Origin of the sequence: Pseudoalteromonas sp. MB41, from assembly GCF_020966275.1 — a bacterium.
Classification (GTDB): Bacteria; Pseudomonadota; Gammaproteobacteria; order Enterobacterales; family Alteromonadaceae; genus Pseudoalteromonas; species Pseudoalteromonas lipolytica.
Genome location: NZ_JAJJZF010000009.1, coordinates 1 through 21,534, shown reverse-complemented (window position 1 = coordinate 21,534; position 21,534 = coordinate 1). Strand labels below are relative to the sequence as shown.

The 21,534-nt window shown below is 41.4% G+C and carries 19 protein-coding genes; 13 read left to right on the top strand and 6 right to left on the bottom strand.

What is annotated here, in order from left to right; all coding sequences use genetic code 11:
* Positions 1 to 49 precede the first annotated feature (49 nt).
* Positions 50 to 1,156 carry a cell division protein ZapE gene (gene zapE, locus LPA49_RS10715; protein ID WP_182396119.1) on the bottom strand — a complete coding sequence of 369 codons (1,107 nt, stop codon included), beginning with the start codon at positions 1,154 to 1,156 and terminating at the stop codon, positions 50 to 52.
* A 58-nt stretch (positions 1,157 to 1,214) separates the two neighbouring features.
* Between zapE and rsuA the strand changes: the two genes are divergently transcribed.
* Together rsuA and LPA49_RS10705 are read left to right on the top strand one after the other, a co-directional pair.
* A complete protein-coding gene (rsuA, locus tag LPA49_RS10710; protein WP_036971079.1) occupies positions 1,215 to 1,913 on the top strand; it encodes a 16S rRNA pseudouridine(516) synthase RsuA in 699 nt (232 codons plus the stop codon).
* Positions 1,914 to 2,016: 103 nt separating this feature from the next.
* Positions 2,017 to 3,642 carry a methyl-accepting chemotaxis protein gene (locus LPA49_RS10705; protein WP_036971082.1) on the top strand — a complete coding sequence of 542 codons (1,626 nt, stop codon included), beginning with the start codon at positions 2,017 to 2,019 and terminating at the stop codon, positions 3,640 to 3,642.
* 151 nt (positions 3,643 to 3,793) lie between these two features.
* Here LPA49_RS10705 and LPA49_RS10700 read toward each other — a convergent pair whose 3' ends face one another.
* Positions 3,794 to 4,576, bottom strand: coding sequence for a YggN family protein (locus tag LPA49_RS10700; RefSeq protein WP_036971085.1), 783 nt, complete (start codon positions 4,574 to 4,576; stop codon positions 3,794 to 3,796).
* A gap of 151 nt (positions 4,577 to 4,727) precedes the next feature.
* Positions 4,728 to 7,157, bottom strand: a complete 2,430-nt coding sequence (locus tag LPA49_RS10695; protein ID WP_199524349.1) for a zinc-dependent metalloprotease — start codon at positions 7,155 to 7,157, stop codon at positions 4,728 to 4,730.
* Positions 7,158 to 7,318: 161 nt separating this feature from the next.
* Here LPA49_RS10695 and LPA49_RS10690 point away from each other — a divergent pair, with 161 nt between their 5' ends.
* The gene (locus tag LPA49_RS10690; protein ID WP_036971090.1) at positions 7,319 to 8,287 is read left to right on the top strand and encodes a class 1 fructose-bisphosphatase; all 969 of its coding nucleotides are present in this window, start codon (positions 7,319 to 7,321) and stop codon (positions 8,285 to 8,287) included.
* Between the two features lie 94 nt (positions 8,288 to 8,381).
* Here the strand turns inward: LPA49_RS10690 and LPA49_RS10685 are convergent, their stop codons facing one another.
* Positions 8,382 to 8,702, bottom strand: a complete 321-nt coding sequence (locus LPA49_RS10685) for a hypothetical protein (RefSeq protein ID WP_230236520.1) — start codon at positions 8,700 to 8,702, stop codon at positions 8,382 to 8,384.
* A gap of 43 nt (positions 8,703 to 8,745) precedes the next feature.
* On the opposite strand from LPA49_RS10685, the gene LPA49_RS10680 reads away from it, so the two are divergent.
* The 3 genes from LPA49_RS10680 (at position 8,746) to LPA49_RS10670 (ending at position 13,310) form a co-directional block, all read left to right on the top strand.
* Positions 8,746 to 9,102 (top strand): DUF5522 domain-containing protein, encoded by a 357-nt coding sequence (locus LPA49_RS10680; RefSeq protein WP_074988837.1) that lies wholly within the window; start codon positions 8,746 to 8,748, stop codon positions 9,100 to 9,102.
* A gap of 181 nt (positions 9,103 to 9,283) precedes the next feature.
* Positions 9,284 to 11,716: a TonB-dependent receptor gene (locus LPA49_RS10675; RefSeq protein WP_065978137.1), complete on the top strand. Its 2,433-nt coding sequence runs from the start codon at positions 9,284 to 9,286 to the stop codon at positions 11,714 to 11,716.
* Between the two features lie 55 nt (positions 11,717 to 11,771).
* On the top strand, positions 11,772 to 13,310 hold the full coding sequence (locus LPA49_RS10670) for a sulfotransferase (protein ID WP_182396116.1): 1,539 nt from the start codon (positions 11,772 to 11,774) through the stop codon (positions 13,308 to 13,310).
* On the opposite strand, the gene LPA49_RS10665 is transcribed toward LPA49_RS10670, so the two are convergent.
* The gene (locus tag LPA49_RS10665) at positions 13,285 to 14,121 is read right to left on the bottom strand and encodes a sulfurtransferase (RefSeq protein WP_230236518.1); all 837 of its coding nucleotides are present in this window, start codon (positions 14,119 to 14,121) and stop codon (positions 13,285 to 13,287) included. The two genes, LPA49_RS10670 and LPA49_RS10665, sit on opposite strands and share 26 nt — an antisense overlap.
* A gap of 126 nt (positions 14,122 to 14,247) precedes the next feature.
* Here LPA49_RS10665 and LPA49_RS10660 point away from each other — a divergent pair, with 126 nt between their 5' ends.
* Together LPA49_RS10660 and LPA49_RS10655 are read left to right on the top strand one after the other, a co-directional pair.
* Positions 14,248 to 14,997: a glycosyltransferase family 25 protein gene (locus LPA49_RS10660; RefSeq protein ID WP_268260752.1), complete on the top strand. Its 750-nt coding sequence runs from the start codon at positions 14,248 to 14,250 to the stop codon at positions 14,995 to 14,997.
* A gap of 31 nt (positions 14,998 to 15,028) precedes the next feature.
* A complete protein-coding gene (locus tag LPA49_RS10655) occupies positions 15,029 to 16,036 on the top strand; it encodes a glycosyltransferase family 9 protein (RefSeq protein ID WP_075594063.1) in 1,008 nt (335 codons plus the stop codon).
* Positions 16,037 to 16,351: 315 nt separating this feature from the next.
* Here the strand turns inward: LPA49_RS10655 and LPA49_RS10650 are convergent, their stop codons facing one another.
* Positions 16,352 to 17,458, bottom strand: a complete 1,107-nt coding sequence (locus LPA49_RS10650) for a phosphoribosylaminoimidazolesuccinocarboxamide synthase (RefSeq protein ID WP_230236515.1) — start codon at positions 17,456 to 17,458, stop codon at positions 16,352 to 16,354.
* A gap of 217 nt (positions 17,459 to 17,675) precedes the next feature.
* Between LPA49_RS10650 and LPA49_RS10645 the strand changes: the two genes are divergently transcribed.
* From LPA49_RS10645 to LPA49_RS10625, 5 genes are all read left to right on the top strand, one after another.
* Positions 17,676 to 18,749, top strand: a complete 1,074-nt coding sequence (locus LPA49_RS10645) for a CDP-glycerol glycerophosphotransferase family protein (protein WP_174403865.1) — start codon at positions 17,676 to 17,678, stop codon at positions 18,747 to 18,749.
* A 16-nt stretch (positions 18,750 to 18,765) separates the two neighbouring features.
* Positions 18,766 to 19,464 carry an ABC transporter ATP-binding protein gene (locus tag LPA49_RS10640; protein WP_230236513.1) on the top strand — a complete coding sequence of 233 codons (699 nt, stop codon included), beginning with the start codon at positions 18,766 to 18,768 and terminating at the stop codon, positions 19,462 to 19,464.
* A complete protein-coding gene (locus LPA49_RS10635) occupies positions 19,451 to 20,719 on the top strand; it encodes an ABC transporter permease (RefSeq protein WP_230236511.1) in 1,269 nt (422 codons plus the stop codon). The genes LPA49_RS10640 and LPA49_RS10635 overlap by 14 nt, the downstream gene beginning before the upstream one ends.
* A gap of 8 nt (positions 20,720 to 20,727) precedes the next feature.
* A complete protein-coding gene (locus LPA49_RS10630) occupies positions 20,728 to 21,216 on the top strand; it encodes a DUF3299 domain-containing protein (RefSeq protein WP_230236509.1) in 489 nt (162 codons plus the stop codon).
* 115 nt (positions 21,217 to 21,331) lie between these two features.
* A partial coding sequence (locus tag LPA49_RS10625; RefSeq protein WP_230236502.1) for a transposase domain-containing protein occupies positions 21,332 to 21,534 on the top strand: 203 nt, incomplete at its 3' end.

Below are 21,534 nucleotides of genomic sequence, written 5' to 3'. Positions count from 1 at the left end.
CTCCCAAGCAATCCCTGGTAAAGGCGAAGCGTAATGGCTTCGTCTTTTTTCACCATGTTTGTACCTCAATAAGGCGTGATTCTGCTCGGGCGTATTCAAATGCTAACTTGTGGCCTTGATACAACTCACTTATGCTCCCCTCGGCTGATATAATTAACAGCCTATTTCTATCATAAAATTCATCCACTAAAGCAATAAAACGCCGCGCTTCATCATCTAAAAAATGTTCTTGTAAATCTTGTTTCTCACGCTGATAACTGTCTTCAATACCGTGTACTATCTGCTTACCTGTCGCACCTCGTCCCATAACGGGGACGTTAAGCAAATACACTCGTTTAAACTGCTCAGCTAAATAGATATAATCAGCCGTACTGCGTGCTCCTGAGCACAGCGCCATAAAATCAAACATAATGGCTTCTTTTGCCTTTAGCACGAAGCAAATACTTCGATTGTGAACCGTTATAGCCTGATTCTCAGTAATTGCTTGCTCTTGCGCATAAAAGCGCTCTTTTATTGCTTCATCATTATTGATAACAAAGTGTTTATTTTGTTTTCCAAAGCGAAGCCGATGATCAGTCTCGCCCGCAATACTCATCACACAGCAATGTTGTTGTAATAAATCAATAGTCGGTAAAAAACGTGCACGTTGTAGGCCATTCCAATATAGCCTCTCAGGCTGACAATTTGAGGTGGCAACCAGTACAACTTGATGCTCGAATAGCGCTTCAAAAAGCCCTGCTAAAATCATTGCATCGCCAATATCAGAGACAAAAAATTCATCAAAACAAAGTAGTTTAATTCGCGCGGCCCACTCTTTGGCTATAACAGACAGCGGATTTTTTTGTCCTTGTAATTCTCCCAAACGTGCATGCACTTGCTTCATAAAATGGTGAAAGTGCAACCGCACTTTTTCTTTGATATCGACATGATGAAAAAACACATCCATCAGCATCGACTTACCGCGTCCAACTGGGCCGTGCAGATAAAGGCCTTTAATTGGCTTTCGTCTTTTCCAGAAAGGTGTTGGCGCTGTTAGCTCAAAGGCTAAACTATCAAGCGCAGTAATGGCATTACGCTGAGCAACATCATCACTTAAGACTCCCTGCTCTATTTGCGCATTGTAGTACTGTAAAATTTGTCCTTGCTGTACTGTCATAGGTCACTAGTATCCGCTATACTCGCCGCCATTGTAGCCGACTAAAAATGTGATCCCAATGAAATTTCCATGCCGTTTAGATAAATTTATCAGCCATATTGCAGAGTTACCTCGCAGTAAAACCAGAGCGGGTATAAAGCGTAAGTACGCTAGCGTTAATGGTGAGGTGATCACCTCGTTTGATTATTCAATAACTCAAGAAGACGATGTACGTTGGCAAGGCGAACCGTTAGTATTTTTAGGTAAACGCTACTTTATGCTCAATAAGCCCTCAGGCTATGTATGCGCAAATAAAGATGACTTACACCCAACTGTGTTTGATTTATTAGACGAACCAAACATGAGTGATTTTCATGTTGCCGGACGCTTAGATATCGATACGACAGGTCTTGTTATCATCACTAACGATGGCGATTGGTCACACAAAATTACGGCTCCTAAACACAATAAATTCAAAACGTACTTAGTTGAAACACAAGAGCCTATCGATGAAGATGCTATTTTAGCTCTGCAGCAAGGTGTGCAATTACATAACGAAAAAGAGTTAACTCGCCCAGCCATTGTTGAGCAACTTGCGAGTTACAGTTTACGTTTATCAATCTGCGAAGGTAAGTACCATCAAGTTAAGCGAATGCTTGCCGCTGTTGGCAATAAAGTCGTTGAATTGCATCGTGAAAAAATAGGCGACATTCACCTTGATGAAAACTTAAAGAGTGGTGAATATCGTCCGCTAACAGACGCTGAATTGATACTCTAAATAGGGACTTGAGTAAAAATCATGATAACGCTGTCATTTTTTCTTAATTAATGCTGATAAACATGGTAGAAGATTAAAGGGGAAATAATAAAGGAGGCTGACTGTGTTATCAGGACTAGCTTTAAAAACAAAAATCACCTTTTTTGCTATCGCTATTTTTATCGCGTTATCAGCGATAGCTTTACTAGGTTTGCAATCATTACGTCATGCCAGTGAAAGCGACAATATCGCTCGCATAAACCAACTAATGAAAAGTACTACCAACATTGTAGAACAGTTTGAGTTGATGGTTAAAAACGGTCAACTTGAAGAAGCACAAGCCAAAAAACTCGCAATCCAAGTACTTAGAGAAAATAAATATCACGACTCTGAATACGTGTATGTGGTCGACAACAACCTTGATTTTGTTGCCACACCGCATGATCCCGAGTTGCATGGTACGAGCTTTAATGACTTTAAAGATGCCAGTGGTAACAGTATTGGTCGCATGGTTGAAAAACTGGTGGGTAATACTACCAATAAAATTATTACTTATCATTGGGACTCTGTCCGTGACGGTGAAACCGTCGACTTAACCTCTGTCGTGCAAAAAACACCTCTGTTCGGTTGGTATGTTGGTACTGGTATCAGCGCAAAAGAAGTTGATGAGCGCTACTGGAGCACCGCAAAATGGTTGCTCGCTTTATCAATGCTCATTGCGATAGCTCTCACGTTTGCTATCGCTCGGTTTGGCTCATCACTCACCAATGCTTTAGGCGGTGAAATTGATGAAGTAATTGGCATTGTTAAAAACGTATCGCGTGGTAATTTGCATTCGCCTATTCGCCAAGATGCTCCTAGTGAAAGCATTATTGCCGCTATGCATTATATGCAACAAGGTTTGCGAGGCGTTGTTGGCGGTATTAAAGACGTGACCGACAGCTTACAAAATCAAAGTGTTGACAATGAATCACGTTCAATTGAACTTGATAGACTTACTCGCAGCTTAAATGAGGAAACGCAGATAGTCGCCTCTGCAATTACCGAATTAACCGCCTCAGCGCAAACCGTCGTTGAGCATGCTGAGCAAGCCGCTTATTCAGTCCAAGAAGCTGAGAATCAAGGGCAAAGTGCCAGCCATTTAACCAACGAAGCAGCCGAAACCATTGCCCTGTTAGAGAAGCAAATTGACAATGCGGGCAATAACATTCAAGTACTTGATGATGAGGTAAATAATATCGCTAACGTACTTAGCGTTATTCAAGGTATTGCGGAGCAAACAAATTTACTTGCTCTGAATGCAGCCATTGAAGCCGCCCGAGCGGGGGAGCAAGGTCGTGGTTTTGCCGTTGTCGCCGATGAAGTGCGTGGTCTTGCGCAGCGTACTCAAACCAGTACCGAAGAAATACGTAATATGATTGGGAAACTGCAATCAGCAACGCAAGACGCTAAATCATCCGTGTCGTTAAGTATTGCAACCAGTGAACAAACGGTAGAAAAGTCGACTAAAGCAAACGAAGCACTTAATCGCGTCGCCAGCTCGCTTAGTGCCATTGCTCAAATGAGTCACCAAATTGCAATTGCAGCGAAGGAGCAGCTAGATGCAGGTGAAGATACAGCAAAACGTATTGTGACCATCTCTGATACCGCAGCACAAACAGCCAATGTATCAAATCAAGCACACACTGCGACTGATTTAATTAAAGGCCTCACCACAAACTTAGAAACCGAAACAGCTAAGTTTAGCTAATGAGTACACTTAACGTGTTATTTATGTGCATTTGTCATAATGAGTTCTCAGTGTGTCAGCACATTTAAAACAACACAGTACATGACACTAAAAAGCCCAGAAAACAACTGGGCTTTTTATTATTGATTACTTAACTAAGGCCTGAACTGTACTAGGATTTAATCTGTACCAAATCAAAGTCAGCCATCCCTGGTACTATTTTTTGCAACCGTGACTCGGTAACATCTAACGAGTTCAAACACTCACAATACTCAGAGGCTTTCATTTCAAGTTGCTCTGCTTTCTTTTGGAGGGACTTATCTATTTCTTTAGATATAATATCCATACGCTGTCCCATGTCGTTGATGCGGTCTTCAATATTTCCTTCGCGAGATTTAAAGGCATCCCCTAACGAAACTAAAATAGCGCCTAATGAACCATGCACCGCTGAGTGAATTTTTTGACTGATCTCTTTAGTAAAGAAATCATCAATTTTCGATAATGATTGCGGAGCAATAAAGAAAAAGTCATCACCGCGCTTAAATTTATCCATCAACGCGCGTTCTACATATTGTAGTTGAGTTTTTAATACTTCAGGCTCTTTATCAGACATCCCTTCAACAACTTGTTCAATTGCGCTCAACCCTAAATTCACACCGTCAGTGGCCAGTTCAACTAATTCTGGCACCGTATCTCGGATACCAAGACTAAATTGCTCAACAACTTTGGTTTCTTCTGGATTTAAATCAACCCAATAACCACGAATAAACAGCTGGTTATTATTATTAATTTGCACACGAGTTTGGCCTTTATCAACAATACGAATGACATCGTCAGTAATAATTAAGCCATGACTTAGCTCGACCTCACATTGTTTTTTTTCTAACGAGGCATAACTAGAAAAGCTAGAGAATGCAATGGCCGCTGCCAATAACGAGCGAGAGAGTAACGCCATATACACCCCAAAAAGACAAAAAAGAGAGGCCGCTAGATTAGCAAATATCCAATTTTATGCAAGTAAAACGCCAAGGCCTAACGTCGCTTTCGCAATAGCTCAAACGTTCATCCATGGTAAGGCTTGGCGTTTTACTTTTTAGACTAATAAGTTAAATTGGCGAGCCCGGAGGCATGGGTAATGCCTTAAAGTTATCCGGCCATTTCCCCGTGTCTAAAAATTGCGACACCTGCTCGCTCAAAAATTGCTTAAATGCACTGTTCCCTACCGAGGCACTGCCTAGCATTGACTCTTGCTGATAACTTTTTGCAAGCTTTGCCAAGTAATAACGAAACTGCGCTTGCACCTCAGGATCAACCTCATCACTGGCAACTAAATCAGCGAACTGCTTTGCCGTTAACAGTTGCACACGCTGAGTTATTTTACCCGCTAGGCCGTCATCCATTTTTTGCTCAAAAATCTGCTGATACGTTTGTGCTAATAACGCATCTAACCCATAAAACGCATCGCTTCTGGCGTGTTGTTGTGCCAAACGGTTAACACGTTGACTATTAAACAGTAAGCTTAAACTATGTGTCGCCGCCACTTCGGGAAGTGCCATTGCATCAAGGGTCAGTCCTGTACGACCAACAATACTCTCACGTGATTTTGACTCTCCGTACGCTTTTGGCGGAATAAGCGATAATATCGATTCAGGCAAGACAAGATTATCAGCCTTAAGCGTTTCAAGAAGCGCATTAACGGCTAATTGTTGCGTTTGTTTTGCAACCACCTGTGCACCTTTAGGTTGTGAGCCATTTCGTACTTCATATTCGTAGTTTACGCCAGCTACGAGCTTTACTGCAGCTTCAACTTGATAGCGGTGGAACAAATATAACGGCACTAACATTTCCTCTAACTGCGACAATGCAGTACCCGTTTTAATATTATGAATGCCAAAACTAGCGAGTGCTTGTTTGCGCACAGCAAGTACACGCATTAATTCATCACTGGGCGAACTGCCATTATCCCAAAGATGTCCCGTAGGGTGTGCCCCACCTTGTGCCCGAGCATCACTGTCTGAGATGAACTCAAGACCTTTACTTTTGTTTTCGGCAAGAATAGCAGCAAGCTGCTTTGTTTCATCTTGATTGCTAAAATCACTGTAGCCATATTTAACGACTTGAGTATCCCAAACGCCCATCCCAGATGCATAGCCGCGACTAACATCCAATTTACCGTGCTCATTAAAACTTAATAAAGGATGCGGGTAATCCATGACAGAGGCTCTGTCGCCAACAGACGCTGCAAAGTTGTGAGAAATACCCAGTGTGTGCCCTACTTCGTGCGCACTGAGTTGACGAATACGGTCAAGCGCCATCGCATGTAAACGCGTTGCCACTTCATTTCCTTCTAAATACGGGGCAGCTAATGCTTCTGCTAGTAAGATATCTTGACGTACACGCAATGAACCAAGAGTCACGTGGCCTTTAATTATTTCACCCGTACGTGGGTCAATCACTGAACTGCCATATGACCATCCTCGGGTTGCTCTATGCACCCATTGAATCACGTTGTAACGCACATCCATAGGGTCAGCATCATCAGGCAGCACCTTCACAATAAAGGCATTTTTGTAGCCTGCTGCTGTAAAAGCATCGTTCCACCATTTAGCCCCATCTATCAGTGCCGTTTTCACTGGCTCAGGCACACCTGGATCTAAATAATACACAATCGGCTCAACGGGCTCACTAACTGGTAAGCTTGGATCTTTTTTAGCTAAACGGTGACGCGGGATATAACGCACATACATGGTTTCATCCAGTGGTGCCGCATAATCTTTATGTTCAATACTCCAAAAACCAGCCTGCGGATGGAATTTACGCGGCGTGTAGTTATCATCGGGCAATTTAATTAAAGAGTGATGCATGTGCACTGTCAGGGCATAAGGGTGCGCACTAACTTGACGAACATACTTACCAGGGTTGCTACCTTGAAAGGTTAAAACCGCTTCAAGCTCAGTATTTTCTGGGAATGCGTTTGAGCGCGTTAAATACACCGCACTTCGATTGGCGTCAACATTAAAACTACCCTGCCCCCGAGCTGCTAAGCTGCGAGTAACGCCATGCACATCACTTAATAAGTAAGGAGTGTAATCAATTAGGGTGGCAGAATCGGATTGGGCGACAACATCAAAGCCGGCAAGAATACTTGACGCGAATGCCTCTTTTATACTTTGTTGTTCAGCGACATTGGTAGTGTTAGCGCGATAATACGTATTGAGTGCACGTAACATGACTTTATCGCCAAAACGCTCGAACTGCACAAGGTGGGTATTGCCAAGTTGCCCTCGGTCTAGACCAATATCATTCGAGCCAACGCCATACGGCAAGCTTTGTTGTAATAAAAACGGCTGCGTGAGTTTATCTACCTCAACATAGACTTTGCCGTTTTCAGTGTCGTAATAAAAGGAAAAGTAACCTGAAAAATGTGTCATTTTTTCAGTAAAATCATTTATAGACTTAATTGCTGCGTGTGCTTGGGTTATCATAGTAAGTAACACGGCTAAGAGCAGGTATCGTAGTAATGGTATTTTTTGCATAATCTTATCTTTGTTATTCGCGTTTTAAATACTGTACAGGTATTAGGCAGTATAAAGTATCGCCGATAAAAAACAGCTATTTAAGACGAAATTCAGCGCTTGCTAAGACATTCTCTCTCACACTAAAAAATGTCTAGCTACAACGTTATCAGGAAAATAGAATGCGTAGACTCCCACCGGTATTGCTAGAAGATGGCTGCCCACGAGAACTGATTTCATTGATCAGAACGGTTCTTGCGGCATGTAAAGAAATTTCATTCCGTGTTGGCCAAGGCGCCCTTTCTGGCGTATTAGGGTCAACTCTTGATGAAAATATTCAAGGTGAAACACAAAAGAAGCTTGATGTCCTTACCAACCAGCTTTTAAAAGATATCTTATTAGAATCGGGCTACGTAAAAGCCATCGCTTCTGAAGAAGAAGATTTCACTGTAGCAGGGAATCCGGACGCAAAGTATATTGTGGCGTTTGACCCGCTTGATGGTTCATCAAATACCGACATAAACTCCTTAGTTGGTACTATTTTTTCAATAATGGAAGCCCCTGAAGGTGCAGACCCAGCTGACCAAAGTATTTTCATGCAACCAGGTAAAAACCAAGTTGCGGCTGGTTATGTTTTATATGGCCCATCGACAGTACTGGCATTAACAACGGGTAAAGGCACTCGCTTTTTTACGTTAGATAAAACACACGGTACCTTTTTATTAACAGAAGACTTTGCCAGTATCCCTGAAGAGACCAGTGAGTTTGCAATTAACGCCTCTAACCAACGTCATTGGCAACCGGCTATGCAAAACTACATTACTGACTTGATTGCTGGTGATACAGGTCCTCGTGGACGCAACTTTAACATGCGCTGGATTGCCGCAATGGTCGGAGATGTTCACCGCGTGTTATGTCGAGGGGGGATTTTTACTTACCCTACTGACACAAAAGATCCCAATAAACCAAACAAATTACGTTTACTATACGAAGCAAACCCTATGGCAATGTTAATTGAACAAGCTGGCGGTATTGCTTCTACCGGCACTGAGCGCATTATGGATATCCAACCTAATGCCATTCACCAACGTGTCGCGGTGATTTTAGGTTCCAAAAACGAAGTAGAAACTTGCTTGAGTTATCATAAGTAGCGACAGCTATTAAAAATAATAAAACCGTGTTTGTTAAAGCAGCACGGTTTTTTATTACTCACTCCCGGTTGTGCAATCACAGGGCCAACAAAAGTTACTTAATAAGTGCTAATAACGTAATCAGCGTCTCTTTATTCAGCTCGCCCATTTGCTCAGCATTACTCAACGCAAAAATAGCCCCTTCAACAGCACTTTCATCGATATCTTGGCGTGACTCTAAAACACTCGCCCATAATTCTAACTCATCAATATCAATTTCATTGCTGAGCACACGCTCTAGTACATTACAAAAAGTTGCTTTTGTTAGTGTATATATAGCGCCTTGATCATCTGCGGTATTAACGATTACAGCCACAGCTTGCTCGCGTTTCTTACCAAAACTCGCAAACTGACTTAGTGCGTCTAATTTATCCATTTGCTATGCTTACCTATTAATATCAAAAAATTACTTCTAGCCAATGACCATCCTTAGTTGCTCACAGTGTAATGCGACACTGACATGTCGTGCCGACGATATAAACGCATGCTGGTGTAATGAGTTACCTGCTATTTTACCACTTGATGACGCCGCAACATCCTGTTTATGCCGTGATTGTACAATTAAAAAGATAAATCTATTTTTATCTACGCTATATGAACAGCCCCTTGCACAGCAATTGGCTTTTGCAAAACCCTTTTCGCATCATGGAAACTTAATAGAAAATCTCGATTACACAATGCAGAACAACTACATGGTATTTAGCCGCTGGTTCTTTTTAAAGCGTGGTCATTGCTGTTCCAATGGCTGCACTCACTGCCCATTTACCGATAAATAACAGTAAAGTAGAGTATTTATTCAATTATTTTGCATTTAATTGCAAATAACGCATGACTACAAGAATAAAAATACATTATAATTGGATATAAATTCACTTAATATCCCTTATTTATTGCTTAAACTATTAACTTAGTGTGTTTTTTAAGCATAATTTTACTGTAACTTTATCGGAATCAAACATGAATACCTTTAAGCCTGCTCTACTTGCCAGTGCAATTTCTGCGGTTTTAATCAATAGCAACATCGCACTCGCTGCTGATGATACTGTTGAACTTGATAAATCAATTGAAACTATTCAAATCACTGCAACGCGACGAGCAGGTTCAGTACAAGATGCGCCACTTAATATCACCGCTTTAAATGGTGATGTAATTAGCGATCAGAATATTGGCGATCTTGAAGATGTTGCACGCTGGGTACCCGGTTTAACAATTTCTGACCAAGGTGGTCGTGAAGGGTCTCCGATCATTGTACGTGGTCTTAATACAAATACCTCAGACCGTATTTCTGACAGTGGCACTGTTGCAACTTATGTTGGTGAAATACCGCTCAGCATCGATTTGCGTTTAACTGATGTTGACCGTGTAGAGGTCCTCATTGGTCCGCAGGGCACCCTGTATGGTGCAGGTACTTTAGGTGGCGCAATTCGCTATTTATTAAAGCAGCCAGAACTTGATATCACTGAAGGTAAAGTAACCGGTGATGTATTCAGCATGAATGAAAGTGATGGCACTGGCGGTGAGTTTGGTGTGGTATTTAACACCCCACTCATTGACGATAAACTCGCATTACGTGCCAGCTTGAACTATTACGATAACCCAGGTTACATTGATTACACCCACGTGGTTAAAGAGCCGGGTGTGTCTAACCCAAATCCTGACTTTAGCGACAGTAGCGACGTTAATGCGAACCTTAAAAGCGTCAGTGACGTGAACGATGAGCAAATTACCACTGCCCGCTTATCACTGCGTTGGTTAGCAACAGAAACAGTTGATGCAACGCTTAACTACTTCTATCAAAAACAAGAAAATGGCGGCAACTCAACATCGCAATACGGCTCGTTGGCTGATAGCAGTGCTTTGCAAGGCGTATCAGGTAAATACGACAATGTCGCGCGAGTGCTTGAACCTGGTGAAGAAGAAAACGATTTATTAAGCTTAGAAATAAAAGCAGATCTTGGTTTTGCTGAACTTGTTTCAGCATCTGGCTGGTCAAGCTACGAGCAGTCGGGCCAACGAGACCAAACAGACCTACTCTACGATATTTGGTCTGGCTATGCTGATTTCCCTGCATTTGTTGGTTACACGCACGATACATCAGAGCGCGATAATTTCACTCAAGAGCTGCGCCTCGTATCAAACAGCAGTAGTAACCTCAACTGGATTGTCGGCGGTTTCTACAACAAACTAGAAAGCCACTCTGATGACCGCGAGTATACGCCGGGTCTTACTGAGTACTGGGGGGGTGGCATTTTAAATGTAGAAGAAGATCTTGAATACATTCTCATTTCAGATAGTGAAACCACTGAAAAAGCTATTTTCGGTGAAATTGGCTACAGCATCACTGATCAGTTTGATGTCACTTTAGGTGCGCGTTTTTATGAATATGACGTATCGACTACGTCGGGCTCTGCAACACCTCTATATTCAGGCGACTTTGATTCACTTGATAACCTAGTAATGGAAAATGTCAGTGCAAGCGATAGTGGTAACTTATTTAAGTTTAATGCTAATTACACGTTTGATAATGGTATTCTTGCTTACTTTACCGTCAGTGAAGGTTTCCGTATTGGTGGTGGTAATGGGATTGCACCATGCCCAGACGTATTACCAGAGCAACAAATTGTTTGTGCACTTCCAAACGAAGAAGATTATAAACCGGATACCACCGTTAACTACGAGCTTGGTTTTAAATCATCGTGGTTGCGTAATCGCTTGCACTTTAATGCCGCGCTGTTCAACGTTGATTGGAAAGATGCGCAAGTCGGCAGCAGTACTGTTAACGGCCAAGAACTTATCACGTCAAATGCAGGCTCTGCCAACTCAAAAGGTGTTGAACTGTCTACCCGTGCCATGATCGGCGACAGATGGGCTGCTTATGCAACCTACGCGTACGCTAAAGCAGAGCTAACTGAAGATACACCTTATTTATTTGGTGTTCTTGATGACAAACTTGCACACTATCAAAGCTACTATGACGGCGCAAAAGGAGACCGTTTACCGGGAGCACCTGAACATCAGTTTTCATTTGGTCTGCGTTATGAGCAAGACATCCTCGGTGATAAGTTACTTAGCGTAAACTACGGGATTACAGCCCAAAGCGATGTAATCACAAAAGTAGGTTTAAAAGCCGACGGTGAAATACTGCCAGGTTACGCTCTTAGCAATTTATCAGCAAAAATTACAGGCGATATGTGGTCAGCAACCTTATACATCGATAACCTTTTTGATAAGTATGCATTTACCTCTGTACGCCGTGATAAGTCATGGGCAGGACAGTCTCAATATGCTGAGCTAAACAAAGAGTTACCTGAGTTACAACGTGTATATGGCCACTACACAACAGCACCCCGTACTATTGGCTTAAAATTTAGTTATAACTTTGAGCTATAATTAGCCTATCTCATAAAAGCCTTGCTGGTTTACCGCAAGGCTTTTAAGATGAACCATGCTTAATAGTACTCAACACGCGCTTCGCACACATATACATCAACTTCTAGCGAATAAACAATTGGCTGAAGCCCACCAGCAGTTAGTTTTACGCCTGCAGCAAAACCCGCATGATCACGTTAGCTACTTTTTACTCAGTGAAGTAAATACAGCTGCCGGTGATTTAAATAAAGCGGTTAAGTTAATTGAAAAAGCCCTCAGTATTGAGCCTTTAAATATTTATCATTTAAACCTCGCTAAGCACCTTATATTGCGAGGGGAGATAAGTCGCGCCACTGTTCATTATAAAAGTGCAATGGCAACACAGCATTACAGTGCGTTGGAGTTAGATACACTCGCCAACATTGCAACTCGCTTAGGCTATTATGATGATGCCCTTACATTTCAACAATCAGCCTATCAACTTGATAAGCAAACACCTCAAATAAGCTATAACTTAGCAGTGGCCTTAAAAGTTCACGGCCTGTTTGGCGAAGCTAAAACACTATTAAAGCAGCTTATTACTGAACACGAGCACTATTATCAAGCCCATTATTCACTGGCCGAGTTGAACAATACCGAAGAAGCTAAGCAGCACTTAAACGTGTTACAACCCCAAGCTCAACGCGTACATACAGCGAGTGATCAACAGGCGTATTTCCATAGTCTTGCTTTAAATTATGAGCATTTAAACGACTACGAGAATGCATTTAAGTACTTTACGCACAGTAAACAAGCTATTGCGCAACAACTTAACTATCAATCACAGCAACATCGTCAGTTTTGCCAAACATTAATGAGACACAGCACACACAGTCAATTATCTCCTAGTAACTCTGACTTTGCCCCTGTGTTTGTTGTAGGGATGCCGCGCTCAGGCACCACTCTCGTTGAAAAAATACTTAATCAAAGTGATGAATTACAAGGGATTGGCGAACTGAATGATATCGCACAACTCATGCAACATGGCACACAATCAAACCGTGTTATTGATAGTGAAATGTTCGCCAAGGCTTACGCTTGCGCTGACATTCACCAAACAATAACCCACTACCAACAACGAGCCGAAAAACTCAGTAACACACTGCGCAGTTGTGATAAACAACCGTTTAATTTTTACTATATTGATTTTATTTTAGCGGCTTTTCCTCACGCCAAAATAGTGTGTATGCAACGAAATTGGCATGATTGCAGCGTAGCCAATTACAGGCAGTTATATAACCCGCAAAGTGTCTTTCACCATTACAGCTTTACATTTTACGATATTGTCGCCTTTCACCAAGACTACACCGCTTTAGCGACGCACTTTGCCACTAAGTACCCTAAACAAGTGTATTTACAGAGTTACGAGCAGTTAGTCGAAGAGCCAATTAAACAAACCCAAAAGCTCTATGCATTTTGTAACTTAAATTGGCAAGCAAGCTGTTTGGCATTTTATAAAAATAACGCAGCATCAGCGACAGCGAGTAAAAAGCAAATTCGCCAGCCACTTAACAAAAATAGTATCGGCAGCTGGCATAACTACGCTGCATTTATTGATGCGGGCCTTTTTCAATAGGTAAATCGTGACAAGCGCCCCACTCACTCCAAGAACCATCGTAAACCCGAAGGTTAGTATAACCACACTCATCCGCACACAAAGCAAGGGCACAGGCCGTCACTCCTGAGCCACAGCTAAATTGCAGCTGAGTGTGTCCATTTACATGTAAGTTGAACACTGTGTGCAGTGCATCAAGAGACTTAAGCTCCCCGTCATTCAATACATCTGACAAAGGTAAAGAACGACTACCCGGAATATGACCACTGCGCATGCCATCACGTGGCTCTGCTTGCTCGCCAGTAAAACGAGCTGTAGGCCTTGCATCTAGCGTGATAATACTCGTATCTGAAAGTGAATTTAGTACCTGATCTGCCGTGATAAAATAATCTTTACGGGGCTGTGCAACAAAGTTACCTTTTGTTGTCGGCGTATAATACTCAGAGTGAACATCAAATCCCTGAGCCAACCACTTTGCTAAACCTCCACTTAAGACTTTTACGTTATCAAAGCCCATAGCCTTAAACATCCACCATGCCCGTGCTGAACTAAATAAACCTTGGTCTTCATAAATAACAACACGTGAATTCTGATTAACTCCCGCGACTTGCATGTGTTCGGTGAATTGCTCGCTACTACACATCATACTTGGGACCGGATTACTGTTATCAGCCAGTGTATTTTTAAAATCAAAGCGCTGTGCATTCGGTAGCATAGCGGCTGGAGCGTAGCTGCCCTCCTGACCTGGGCGAACCATACCCGCATCAAAAATAACCAGTTCCTTCGCTGTCAGGTTATTATTTAACCATGAGGCTGAGACTATATTTTTCATTTAATTCCTGTTTAGTCATAAGTGTTTAAACGCTGCAAACGCAATTCATCAAACTTTCAAATTCTGAATATATCTTTTATTCTAAATGTTAGAATAAAAATTAGAAAAGGTTAATTAATAGAAGTCATGTCAGTTCCTATATTTGTCATTAACATGCAAGGCAGTGAAAAGCGCTGGAAAACACTCAATAATAGACTTGCGAACTTAGGTATCAGCGCCGAGAGGTTTCCTGCAACAATTGGCAAGGAACTCACTAAAGAGCAATTAGATGAGTGGTATTCACCGCAAAACAATAAACAAAAATATCATCGTGACTTAACGCTAGGCGAAATAGGCTGTTATGTAAGCCACATGCGTATATGGCAAAAAATGGTCGATGAAAAAATTAATCATTGTTTAGTGCTTGAAGACGACCTGTTTATTGAAGAGCACCTAATATCAATCATAGAATTATCAAGTTCGCTGCATGGTTGGGATCTCATTAAGCTTTCTGACAACAGAGATTTTCCGTTTATTGATAGCAAAAGCCTTCAACATAATTTCACACTTGGTAATTATCGAAAAGCCCCAAATGGCACACAGGGATACTTAATAAGTTTACCTGGAGCAAAAAAATTACTTACTCGAAAACCCTTCTGCCGGCCTGTCGATGTGGATATGCAATTCCATAGCGAGGTAGGGCTGCAAATGCTAGGTATCAAACCCTATCCAATTTCAGAAGACAGAAGTTTTGAAAGTGATATAGTGATGGCAAATTCTGGAAGGCACTCATCACGATCCACATTCCTTAGGAACCTAAAGTATAGAACTTACATGTATTTGCAACGAAAAGTGAAAACAGCAGATATTGAGAAAATAGTTATAACAAATATATAAAAACGGATTGTTGAAGCATATTTAAATACTAATGAAAAACTTATCAACTATAAATAACCTCTCAATCAGCGGAAATGTACTAATTGTATTACCAAAATTTATTGGTGATGTTGTCAACTGTACCCCTACAATCGGCATATTAAAAAATCTTTATCCACAAAAACAAATTTACGTTCTTGCTCGTCCTCATCTAGTTGATATTCTTGCTAGAGATGAAACAATCCATGTTATCAGTGATGAAAGGTTTAACAAAAACCAACCTACTTCTTTATTAGGCCAAGCGAAAAAGTTAAAAGAAAAGAATATAGGACTAGCAATCATACTCCGTAATTCTCTTTCTGAAGCACTACTATGTTACGCAGCGTGTATAAAGTTTCGTGTTGGTTATGCACAAAACGGCCGCTCTCCACTCTTAACACATAAGTTTAAGCTGAATAAAAACCACCATTATATTTATCGTTATTGTCGCTTAGTCAATGAAAGTCACGGCGAGCCTTTCTCCCAATTTCCCAATACCAATTTACATTATAAAAAAAGTAACTTGATAATTAAGAAAAGTGAAAGCAAAAATATTGGTATTTATTTTGGCGGGACAAACAAAGGACACCGTCACTATCCTGTAGACTTAGCAATTGACGCTTTGCAAAAAATAAATGCTGAATATAAAAGTTGTCATTTCTATCTTGTCGGCGATCCAACTGAAAAAAAAGACTCAGAGCTTCTAACTTCTCAGCTTCAACAAGATACAATCCATATCACTAACTTAGTTGGTAAAACATCACTTATTGAAATGGTTGATGTAATTGCTAGCTTAGACTTGCTAATATCAATCGATTCTGGACCAATGCATATAGCTGCAGCTGTCAATGTTCCTTTCATTGCCGTTGTTGGTTTAGGTACTTCACCTTGGAGCACGGTTGCTCCAAAACAAAAAAATTATATTGCCTTAGTCGCCAATGGTCAGCAACTTAAAGAAAGTGAATTTATTCGCGATATAAAGCCTGAACAGATTAGTCATGCTGTGACTCAGCTTATTTAAAACGAGTAATAGCAACTCGCTTAATTAAGTGGTCTATTTTGAGACAATAAAACCTCGTTGATAACAAAGCAAAAATTTCGTTATTTAGTGGTTCTCGGCAATTGCTCCTGCATTGCTCTACCTCCTGCATCCATGCAGTCGTAAATAAGAAATTTTTAACACAGGTAGTGACGGGTTTAATCCCTCACAATGATTAAGCACTATTGCGGGTTGGTATCATATTTAACCCATCTCGAAACAAAAAAGCCAAGTGCTCTTTTAGCAAACTTGGCTTTTATACGCTACATCAGTGCGTCACTTACGAAAGAATACAGCTTAGCCCTGCTTAATTAAGCCGTACTCTGTATCTAAAATGGCAATCACTTCACTGCGTGGATCACTTGGAATAGTGATCTCTTGGCCAATGATCTTACTTGCAATACCCACATAAGTATCAGATACCTCAAGCATCACAGATTCTGGCAAGGTGTAGTCTTTTGCAAGCTGCTCACGCTCATCCATACGATCTTTGTTTAATAACACATCACTGTCAGGCACATTATTGATTAATAACTGACGGAAGCCTTCTTTAGAGTTTTCGATAATGTTACCATCGCGATACGCTTGCCCATCCCAAATACGTGATGAATCAGGCGTACCCACTTCGTCGATGTATATAAGTTTGTCAGAACCATCAACGTCTTCAACGTAACCAAACTCAAATTTCGTATCTACAAAAATTTGGTCAAGTTTAGCAAGCTCTTCGCTGATTAATTTAAAGCCTTCAACCAGTAACTGTTCGTACTTCGCAACATCATCTTCCGACTTAAAATTAAACACTGACAAGTTATTAGTGATGTTTTCACGCGTGATATTGACATCATCCACTTCGGGGATCTCAGCTACGCCGGTAATAATTCCTTTCGTTGAAGGAGTGATAAGTACGTTATCTAGCTTTTGATTTGCTGTTAGACCTTCTGGTAAATCGATACCACAAAAGTTACGAGTACCCTTTGCGTAATCGCGCCACATGCTGCCCGTGATGTATTGGCGTGCAATTGCTTCCACTTTGACTGTACTTGCTTTGCGTACAATCCACACATAAGGGTGAGGAATATCAACGATGTGGTTACCAGCAAGGCCTGCTTTATCAAACAATTTAAACCAATGAGATGCAACTGAGTTTAACGCGATCCCCTTACCAGGCACGCCATTTAAGCCATTCTCACCTTGCCAAATACAATCAAATGCTGAAATACGGTCAGAGATAACCATAATAGCAAGCTCAGTCCCCTTTGGAACCTGATACCCTTTTTCACTAATTAAACGCGCGCTGTCCTCATCAGTTAACCAATAAACTGAACGCACTTTACCACTGTGTACCGCACCTTTGGTACGGATCGGTAAATCATCGTTTACGTCTAAAACTTTATAGCTAGTCATGCTATCTCCGATAGTATTTGGCATGCTCTTAAAAGCACATGTATGGGATTGGGGTTATGGCCGCCTATAATAATCTAGACGCTGTGAAAGCTCAATCATTGCGCTCAGATCCGCTACGAGGCTCCGCAGATAAAATCAAAAAAAATTAAAATCTCCGTAATTTTGCTGTCATAAACAATATTTAGCTATAATACGCCTCTCGCAATAGGAGGTTTTTTTGGATTACTTAACAGCTACCGCAGAAAAAAAATACTTAATGTATATTTCACAAAACTATTCGTACGCTATTTTGCGCCCATTACAGCAAGAGATCTTAGCGCGCGGTGGCCAAGTTAGGTGGTTTTTAGAGGGTAGCAACGTTAATCATGAATTCTTAAATGAAGGTGAACAGACTCTGAGTACTATAGAAGAGATTCACAACTGGCAACCTGATGTTGTTTATGCACCTTCAAATATTATTCCTACATTTATTCCAGGAATTAAAGTCGGCGTTTTTCATGGGTTTGATGCCGGAAAGCTAAACAGAAAAGGCGAGAATGATCACTTTAAAATTCGTGGTTGTTTTGACTTATATTGTACTCAAGGACCGAATACAACGGCTCCATTTAAGGCACTTGCAACAAAACATGGCTTTTTTGAAGTGAAAGAAACCGGTTGGCCAACGCTCGATCCGTTCTTTTCACAGATCGCAAATAACCCTTATAAAAACCCAAATGATCCTAGAAAAACCTTATTGATCTGCTCAACGTTTTCAAAGCGATTATCGCTAGCCCCTAAACTTTACGAACACATTAAAGCATACAGTCAGCAAGGTAAGTGGCGTATTTTAGTGCAATTCCACCCAAAAATGCCGAGTGAGTTAGTCGAGCAATATAAAGACTTACAAAACGATAATTTAACTTTCGTAGAAACCGATAACGTATTACCGCTACTACAAGCGGCAGATGTCATGCTCTGTGATACCTCCTCTATTCTGCTGATGTTTTTACTGCAAAGAAAGCCCGTGGTAACTTTTTGTAATCAAGCACCCGGTGAGCACCTGATTGATGTAACAAACCCAGATAAAGTTGAAGAAGCAATCAATTATGCGCTCACAACGCCTACTGAGCTGATGACAAAAATTGAGCACTTTTGTCAGCAGTTGCACCCCTACCAAGATGGCTTATCGAGTCAGCGTGTACTTGCAGCAAGCAATGAATTACTATTGAACAATCCAGTACTTAAGCCAAAACCACGTAACTTTATTCGTAATTTTAAAATGCGTAAAAAGTTAAATTACTGGCGATGGTAACAACGAATAGGTCGTTATGATCACGCTTTCAAATGTGCTTTTTAAATGGCACGCACAACAAGCTTCGCCCACCATTAATATTGCTTCGCTGCATATTGAGCAAGGTGAGCATGTGTTTTTACATGGCCCGAGTGGTTGTGGTAAGTCGACGCTATTGTCTTTGCTTGCGGGCGTCACCACTCCCAACCAAGGGACTATCACTCTTTTAGATAAGGCTGTTAACCAATTAAGTAATAGTAAACGCGATCGTTTTCGAGCCGATCACATTGGTTATATTTTTCAAAACTTTAATTTATTGCCGTATTTATCACCTATTGAAAACGTAATTTTAGGCTGCCAATTTTCTAAATTACGGCAAAAGCAGGCGCTTAATAACAGCCCTTCTATTAACCTTGAAGCAAGTCGTCTTTTAACAGCACTTGGTTTGACAGATGCGTTACAGCATCAGGCTGTCTCTAAACTGAGCATCGGTCAGCAACAACGTGTTGCAGCTGCACGTGCATTCATTGGCAGCCCTGAAATTATTATTGCCGATGAACCGACCTCCGCACTCGATACACAAAATCGCCAAGCATTCGTTAAATTGCTGTTTGAACAAGCTAAAGCAACGCACAGTACACTGGTATTTGTAAGCCATGACGAAACCTTGCAAGGGCTTTTTAAGCGCAGTGTTAACCTTGTTGAATTACAAGGAGGCGCACATGTCGCTGCTTAAACTCGCGATTAAAAGTTTACTAAACCGCAAAGCTAGTGCCTTACTCACCTTATTTACGATTGCCATTAGCGTCATGCTCTTGATGTCAATTGAGCGAGTGCGGGTCGATGCTAAAAGTAGCTTTAGTAACACGATTTCCGGCACTGACTTAATTGTTGGTGCTCGCACCGGCGACATCCAATTATTGTTATCTTCGGTGTTTCGTATTGGCCATGCTAATAACGGGGTTAGCTGGCACAGCTATCAATACATTACGCAACAACGTGGCGTAAAATGGGCCATTCCACTGTCGTTGGGTGATAGTCACAAAGGCCTTGCAGTGCTCGGGACCAATAAAGATTATTTCAACCATTATCGGTTCGGAAAAAAGCAGCCTCTTCGTTTTGCATCAGGCCAGCAGTTTAATCACTTATTTGAAGTGGTGCTGGGTTCAGAAGTTGCCAGTTCGCTTAATTATAAATTGGGCGATAAAGTCGTTATTGCGCATGGCATGGGTAACACTAGTTTTCATAATCATGATGATAACCCATTCACGGTAGTCGGTATTTTAGAGCCAACAGGTACGCCGGTTGATAAAACTCTCCATATACCACTTGCTGCAATTGACACGATTCATGGTAAATCTCATACGCACGAAGCCGACCATGTCGAAGATGAATCTCATGAGCATGAGCATGACGAGATTAATTTGGTTGGAAATCCTAAGCAAATCACCGCTTTTTTGCTTGGCTTCGATTCACCGCTTTACACATTACAAGTTCGCCGTAATATCAACCAATATAAACCAGAGGCTTTATTAGCGATTATGCCGGGAGTCACATTGCGTGAACTGTGGGAGATGCTGTCAATTGTCGAAAAAATCTTGCTGCTGTTTTCCATCGTCGTGGTCTTAATTAGTTTACTTGGTATGCTAACTAGCCTGTTATCGAGCCTAAACCAACGCCGAAGAGAGTTGGCAATTTTGCGTTCTGTTGGCGCGAGACCGTGGCATATATTCACCTTGATCAGTGTTGAATCGATTCTCATCACTGGGTTAGGTTGCCTGCTCGGCATTGTACTGTTCTATGGCTTAATGCTACTGAGCGCAGATTACTTGCAAAGCCATGCAGGAATAAGTCTAAATATAGCGTTATTGTCATCCTATGAACTCATGCTATTAGCTGCGATAATAGCAGCAGGCTTTATTGTTGGGTTAATTCCTGCGACCCGCGCGTATTTCTACTCACTTGCAGATGGTATGAGTATTAAAATTTAAGGAATGTTATGCAGTTTTTTCAAAAGTTCGCAGTCTTAGCGACATTATTACTATGCACAGGGGCTTATGCTGGATCACCAAAGGAAATCTTCTGGGAAGATTTAATCCCTAAAGGGCACGTGCAAATTGACACGCAAGCACAAGCAAACCATGAAGGCAGCGAGCAAAACTGGGTACAACCAGACCTTGATGCTCCTGTAGTCAAAGAACTTGATGGCCAATCAGTCAGCCTTCCGGGCTTTGTCGTCCCGCTTGAAGGGGACAGTGAGGTAATTACTGAGTTTTTACTTGTGCCGTATTTTGGAGCTTGTATTCATGTACCACCTCCACCGCCTAATCAAATTGTTCATGTAACCATTAAAGGTGGCGTACCAATCGAGAGCCTATATGATGCCATTGTGGTAACAGGGGTAATAAGCACTGAGACTTGGTCCGGTGAAATAGCCCAAGTAGGCTATAAAATGAAAGCCGTCGGTGTTGCCCCGTTCGAGCTATAATTAAAAAGCACGCCAACGGGCGTAATGCAGATCAGTTAAGCATATTTTTATGATCACTTGACTGATCTTTTCATAGCTTCACAATCCGATATTAGAAATAGTATCGGATTTTTTTATGTCTCTAATTCAACACTTCGATGATATGTCCTCCTTTTTAGATGATGTACATACACTCGACAAACTTAAGCAGGTTCTTGACCCTGATATTCTTGAACAAGCATTTGAACATGCGGGAGTTGCCACTGTTCGCAGAAGGCGGTTACCGCTAGAAGCTATTATGTGGTCTGTAATTGGAATGAGTTTATTCCGAAACGAAAC